At 41.3% G+C, this 6582-nt stretch carries 5 protein-coding genes and 1 pseudogene; 2 read left to right on the plus strand and 4 right to left on the minus strand.

Going from position 1 to position 6582, the window contains the following annotated elements:
- Positions 1-27: 27 nt before the first annotated feature.
- Positions 28-1659: a methyl-accepting chemotaxis protein gene (locus tag N482_RS20660; RefSeq protein ID WP_063378864.1), complete on the plus strand. Its 1632-nt coding sequence runs from the start codon at positions 28-30 to the stop codon at positions 1657-1659.
- A 530-nt stretch (positions 1660-2189) separates the two neighbouring features.
- A complete protein-coding gene (locus N482_RS20665; protein ID WP_196763534.1) occupies positions 2190-2810 on the plus strand; it encodes a hypothetical protein in 621 nt (206 codons plus the stop codon).
- 2 nt (positions 2811-2812) lie between these two features.
- Here the strand turns inward: N482_RS20665 and N482_RS20670 are convergent, their stop codons facing one another.
- The 4 genes and pseudogenes from N482_RS20670 to N482_RS25780 all read right to left on the minus strand — a co-directional run.
- The gene (locus N482_RS20670; RefSeq protein ID WP_231100907.1) at positions 2813-3604 is read right to left on the minus strand and encodes a substrate-binding periplasmic protein; all 792 of its coding nucleotides are present in this window, start codon (positions 3602-3604) and stop codon (positions 2813-2815) included.
- 208 nt (positions 3605-3812) lie between these two features.
- The gene (locus tag N482_RS20675; protein ID WP_419555057.1) at positions 3813-5591 is read right to left on the minus strand and encodes a GGDEF domain-containing protein; all 1779 of its coding nucleotides are present in this window, start codon (positions 5589-5591) and stop codon (positions 3813-3815) included.
- A gap of 196 nt (positions 5592-5787) precedes the next feature.
- Positions 5788-6318 (minus strand): hypothetical protein, encoded by a 531-nt coding sequence (locus tag N482_RS20680; RefSeq protein WP_063378866.1) that lies wholly within the window; start codon positions 6316-6318, stop codon positions 5788-5790.
- Positions 6319-6414: 96 nt separating this feature from the next.
- Positions 6415-6582 (minus strand): annotated as a pseudogene (locus N482_RS25780) (IS4 family transposase); the annotation flags it as partial.

The following is a 6582-nucleotide window of genomic DNA, read 5'->3' on the forward strand; positions in this document are numbered from 1 at the left end:
AACTAGATCTCTGTTAAGGTGCAAATTGTGTTTTCGACCCTGACTTTAAGACTAAAAATAATCCTATTTGCGGCAGCCATTTTTATCGCACTTATCCTGGTTGCTGTATTGGGACTACAGTCACTGCGCCATGCCAGTGAAACAGATAATATTGCTCGAATTAATCAACTTATGAAAAGCACGGTAAATATTGTTGAGCAATTCGAGCAATTTGTACAATCTGGGGAGCTTTCTGAGCAAGAAGCCAAGCGACTTGCCGCTAAGATTCTACGAGACAATAAATATCACGACTCCGAGTATGTGTATGTCGTCGACAGTAACCTCGATTTTGTTGCTGCACCGCATGACCCACAACTACACGGCACTAGCTTTAATGATTTCAAAGATGCCAATGGTAATAGCATTGGTCGTCTAGTAGAAAGACAAGTTGGCAATAGGACCAATCAAATTATTACCTATCACTGGACCTCAGAGCGTAATGGTGAAGTTGTCGATTTAACTTCTGTTGTACAGAAAACCCTTGTCTTTGGCTGGTATGTCGGCACAGGGATCAGTTACAAAGAAGTGGATGCTCGATATTGGGAAACGGCAAGTTGGCTACTGTCTTTATCTCTTATTATTGCCGTAGCCCTCACATTCGCTATTGCTAGATATGGCTTGTCACTATCAAATAAGTTAGGTGCGGAGCTCAATGACGTGCTTGCGATTGTTAGACAAGTGTCTCAGGGTAATTTGACCTCTCTAATAGATACTTCGACTGCGAAGGATTACAGTATTATGGCTGCAATGCGCTATATGCAAGATGGCCTTAAAGGGGTTGTCAGCGGCCTGATGACTGTCAGTGATACCTTAAAAGAACAAAGTTATGATGGCGAAGCGCGCTCAACTGAGTTGGAGAATTTAACGCTAAGCCTGAGTGAAGAAACACAAATGGTCGCTTCTGCTATTACTGAGTTAACGGCGTCAGCGCAAACGGTTGTTGAACATGCTGAACAAGCTGCTTTTTCAGTACAAGAGGCGGAAAACCAAGGTCAAAATGCAGACCGCTTAACCAGTGATGCTTCGGAAGCAATCGCCCTTCTAGAACAACAAATAGACAGTGCAGGTAATAACATTCAGGCACTCGATGAAGAAGTAAATAATATTGCGAATGTACTGAGTGTCATCCAGAGTATTGCTGAGCAGACAAATTTACTGGCTCTCAATGCGGCTATTGAAGCAGCTCGTGCAGGAGAGCAAGGGCGTGGATTCGCGGTGGTCGCGGATGAAGTGCGTCAGCTTGCTCAGCGAACTCAGTCAAGCACTGAGGAAATTCATACCATGATAGGTAACTTGCAATCTGCCACACAAGAAGCAAAATCCTCTGTTTCTTTGAGTATTGCCACCAGTGAAAAAACCGTCACCATGTCTAGCGAAGCCAGTGAAGCGCTTCGTAGTGTTGCTAGTTCACTTAGTGCCATCTCTCAAATGAGTGACCAGATTGCTTTAGCAGCTAAAGAGCAGTTAGCCGCTGGTGAAGATACAGCGCAAAGAGTTGTGACGATTTCAGATACCGCATCTCAAACTGCTAATGTGTCTCAACAGGCACATACCGCGACCGACAGTATCAAGGCCTTAGCGACTCAATTAGAGTCTGAAATGGCTAAATTTAAGCTTTAATATCAATGCATTACCAAACAATACTTTACAAAAAAAAATAGGATTTAAGCTCCCCTGTTTTTTTGGGTAATTTTTTTCACAAATTGGCCTGAATTTAGCATCTTATTTTTTTGTAAAAAAAATGTTTAACTCCAAATTATTTGGTGTTAAATTCATTGAGTCACCCACAGAAACACAGACTTTAAGTACTACCAAAAATTGATATTTTGGTTCTTTATGACTACTGTTTTGGTGACGTTTCTTCACTGGTTAAGCAGTAAGGCTTTGCGTTGTGCCTATTGCCATTGGAAACTAAAGAATGTTCGACATTCAATAGCTGACTAGACAACAATGAAATAAGGATAATCACTATGAAGATGATTGCTAAGAAACAATGCCGTTTAATTTTAGGCGGCTCTGGTTTATTAGGTCCAGCAGACCCTTTTTCAAATGACTACGGTCTCCAGAGGAATAAGCGAAAGCACACTAAACCCGTTGTTAAGCCTTAACAACGTAAACCCTTTTGTTTATTTCTCAGTAAAGTATTATTTATGGCAAAACATTTTGCATTCAAAGATTTACTACTACCGTATGTTGTAATGGTAGTAGTGATCTTTATTATCCAAGACGCGACATACTTCTTTTTTCTCGCGTATATTTCTATCGTATCTCTCGTATTTTTAATTGGTCATCGGCTCAGAGACGTTAATATATGTTCCATCTCCTTTTTAGCAATGATGCCCGTTTTATTTGAAAATATTATATTCACCACAGGCCTTATTAGCCTAGTATCTGAACCCGGTGATCGGCTCATTCAAAATAGTTTGATTTATGGTATCCATTTGGTCAAAGAGCTCATGATATTAGTGCCATTGACCTACAGAGTCGAGATATCCAAAAAACTCTTTCCAAAACATAAAATCAGATACACCTTTGCTGACAGCGTCTTGCCTTGGTTATGCCTTATCAGTGCGGCGATCAGCTTTTTCGCTCTCATAGAAAACTATATGCGTAACGGTAAGGGGTATGATATAACCTTCTTCTATTACGCTTTTGATGTTACAGGCTACCTAAATTACTCCATGTTTTGCGGTGTGTTAGTGGTCCTAACATTCCTTAGTTACAAAGAGGCATATGACTTTAAAGCCCCTTCAATTCGGCGAACAAAATAACCTTAATAGAAAGGGTTGTTCAGTGGCAACATATGGCTACTGGACAGCATTTCAATATCAAAATAGCGGGAAAGTAAGGCATGATAAGCGCCACTTTCCTTCATTTTCGTAAGCCCGACCTCTAATTTAGTTGCCAGCTCAGGGTGGCCTCTATTAACAAAAAAGTAGAATCGTGCGGGGTAAAACAAGTAGTAGTCTGGCACAATCATCAAGGCGGGGTTATTTTGACTATTTAGTTCAGATTGCGCTTCAACAATAGAGCGAGGGAAATAGTCCGCTTTTTTGGTAAGCACCATGTCAAACATAGCTTGATAGTTGGCAATTGGTTTTACATCAAGGCCATTACTAGCAAGGATTTTAGTATCAGGCCAGTCGTGACCTTGAACAGCTGTAAAGCGACGTAATTGTTCGAGTTTAGTTACCGATTTAAACCGCTCATAATGCGCCTTGTGAATAATCAAAACACGCTTGCCAATCAGCCCATCAAATAACGGAAACTTGACTGCAATAGCGAGCTTTTCTCGGGCTGGGCTAGTCATGCTCCAGTGTAAATCAACACGCTCTTTACCAAGCGCCATCAAAGTTCGCTGTTGATGTGGGTGGACTTTTACATGCTCAATATTGACGTCGTATTCTGCCGCTTGCAAAGCCTGCTGGAGTAATTCGTACAGAAACAAGTCACGGTCATAAAGCGGTCTCTGCTCTTTGGCCACATAAATAACTGGTTTACTATCGACAGCTAATGCACCCCAAGTGAAGACAATCAAACATACAGACATAAATACCTTCATCATGATAGCGACTCCCTAAAGCCCCGTGGACATGCTAGTTGCTGTGTTATAAATCAATATATACAAACTTTCTGAGAATTTCTCTTCGCCTTAAGTATATATATTTCCCAATTTATATTCATAAAGCAATAAGGGTTCACTCTGTGTCGATAGCAGCATTCGATCAGAGAAATTTATCTCCTTAAAAACTGCTTCTTTACACACCACTCATTTAGGGAAGGTTTGCTGCTACCTCTAGCCTAACCATTGGCGCAGTCGGCTTGCGTCGATTACAAACAAATAAGTAGCTGTTTCTATAACGCTTTGCTTCTTTTTTGGCGTCAGTTGCCAATGCAGCTACTTGATGGCTGTTATGGCAAGAATGTACATCAGGACTTACTAACCCTATTGATAAAGTCAGTAGCGGGACAAACTGTTTTTGCCCTTCACGATTAGTCGCCCAATAACCACCTGCCGTTACATGCTCAGGCGTAAACAACGACTTTGAACGCGCTTCGAACAGCTCGATAACCTGATGACAAAGAGACTCTGCATCTGTGCCATCGAACACCACCATAAAATCATCACCGCCAATATGACCCACAAAACACTGACTCTGCTTACATACTTCCAATGTGACATCGGCTAGCAATTTGATCACACTGTCACCACTTGCGTAGCCATATAAATCATTAAACTGTTTAAAATGGTTTAGGTCTATGTAACCTAGAGAGAATTCATGCTTGGCTTTCAAGCGCTGCTCTATCGCTTCATTTATAGCAACGTTACCTGGTAACATAGTCAGTGGGTTAGCATGTTGCGCATGACGAATCTTTTCTTCAGTAATGTGTTTTAAAATGTCCCTAAGTGGCGCCAACCCGAGGTACCCACCTTCTTTAGTAATGACAATATGCCGGCGAATATCAAACTCATTTTCAGTGATCATTTGACTAACATAATCTAGCTTTTGTTGCTCATCAACAATGAGTGGCTGCTTATCCATTAACTTTACGACTGATTTCTTATCAAATAGCGCATGGCCGTATGGGGAAGCAAACACTTCGGTGAGCTGATCTCGGTGCAACAGACCTACGGGCTGCCTGTTATCATTTAGCACGGCAATGCTCATAAGCTGTTTGTTCTGCTCGAACCGCCTGTGAGCATCCAAACACTGTGTATTGGTATGTATTGCGGTTACATCCATCGCTAACCACCCTATTGCCATAGACTGCTCAAACTGGCTCGTTGGAGATGTAGCTTGGTTTAGCTGAGTGGGTTTGTCATTTATGTTGTTAATTACATCATTAGGCTGACAGCTTGGCTTCGCGAGCAAAAAGCCCTGAGCATTAACAATTCCGAGCTTTTTGAGTAAACGAAGCTCTTCTTCTCGTTCGATCCCCTCTGCAATCACCGCAGTATTAGTCGCTTTAGCAAGATCTATGATGGACTTTAGGAATTCGCGCTTAACAATACTTTGATCACAGTAATCGATAAAGTATCGGTCCACTTTAACAAAGTCAGGGCAGAGTTCTGACCACTGCTTAAGCCCTGAATACCCTGCTCCTAAATCATCTATCGCGATCTTAAAGCCAAGCTGACGATAGTGAGAGATAGTCTTCAAAAGTAAAAAGCCATCGTCCACTTTATCTTGCTCTGTGACTTCAATTACAACCCGGTTGCAGTTTAGACCTGCCTCCTCAATTAGATGCAGAGTTTCGCCTTTAGGGTGACGAGGATCAAGTAAAGCCTTAGGGCTAACGTTAAGGAATAATTTACCGGGCAGATTAAGCCGAGCAAACTGCTCTATCGCTTTTTTACGGCACAGCAGCTCAAGTTCAGAAAGTCGGTCATACTTACTGGCTGCAGCAAACATTTTATCTGGCTGAACAAGGTCGTTATCTAAACTCCCGCGGCTTAAAGCCTCAAAACCAAGGATCTTTTCTTTTGCAAGATCAAAAATAGGTTGAAACATTGGATACACAGCATCGTTGCTGAGAATGTCATCCAACATGGATTTTATAGGATCCACAGGTACAGCCAATCAAATTAAAGTGTTCAATAATCAGCCAAATTATCAAGAATTTATGACAATTAGATTGCAATCAGATGGAATTTACCAATTATGGAAATGAAAAATATGCATGGTCACTTAAAACAGTGGTGAAAATATGGAGGCTAGGTGAGAGCTATGCCCTCACCTTAAGAATTTAATTTAACGATCTTTCAACTTGGTCGAAATGAGCGATAACTTCAACAATTTCTAGCTCAGCATCTTGATACTGAGCATTTTCGGTAAAACCTAATTTTGCAATTGCTTGCACTGTAGCAGGGTGTACTAACAAGTCTTTCGCGTGGTAACACACAGGATCGCTATACTTAGGCAGCTTGCCATCTTCATGATAACCACTTTCAATCTCTTCTAGTGGTAAAGAAGGGATCAAGTCAGCTGCTTTATCTAGTGCGTCTAAATAGTCCTTACATTGAGGGTACTTAATGACGAAATCAGAAAGTACACTGCGTGAAGTTGCAACCAAGTTTGCAGACTCCTTCTCAAGTTCAGGTGCAGACTTTTGCTCTCTGATATTCGCTAAAAGTGCTTTCGCCTGCGTTTTATACTGGCTTAATGCATTCTCGGTAACTGGTGCTTTTTTCTCTGGCTGAGTAGTTTGCGCGCTTTCTTTTTCTGAACATGCAAAAAGTGCCAAAGCAGCACATGCAATTCCTAGCTGTTTATACATACTATCCTCAAATCTTTATTATTGATAACAATTCTCATTATACAGTCTTGTCATCATTTTGAAACAAAAAAGGCCACATTAACTGTGCAATGCTGTTCACTTTAGAGGAGCAGCTTTGCGATTAACAGGGTAACGGCATTTATTCATCTTAACGACCCTAGGTCTACTTGGCCTAGGGCGTTTTTCTTTAAAGAGTACTTCTCTAAATGCAGCTAAACGCTTGGGTGTATTGCCTGGAGAGAAAGCATTCGCCATCACTTTAAG

This window comes from Pseudoalteromonas luteoviolacea NCIMB 1942 (assembly GCF_001625595.1).
Lineage (GTDB): Bacteria > Pseudomonadota > Gammaproteobacteria > Enterobacterales > Alteromonadaceae > Pseudoalteromonas > Pseudoalteromonas luteoviolacea_A.

What these genes read in the sequence shown, in the direction of transcription:
- N482_RS20670 (WP_231100907.1), bottom strand. Translation starts at nt 3,604, where the DNA reads ATGATGAAGGTATTTATGTCTGTATGTTTGATTGTCTTCACTTGGGGT.
- N482_RS20675 (WP_419555057.1), bottom strand. Translation starts at nt 5,591, where the DNA reads ATGTTGGATGACATTCTCAGCAACGATGCTGTGTATCCAATGTTTCAA.
- N482_RS20665 (WP_196763534.1), top strand. Translation starts at nt 2,190, where the DNA reads ATGGCAAAACATTTTGCATTCAAAGATTTACTACTACCGTATGTTGTA.
- N482_RS20680 (WP_063378866.1), bottom strand. Translation starts at nt 6,318, where the DNA reads ATGTATAAACAGCTAGGAATTGCATGTGCTGCTTTGGCACTTTTTGCA.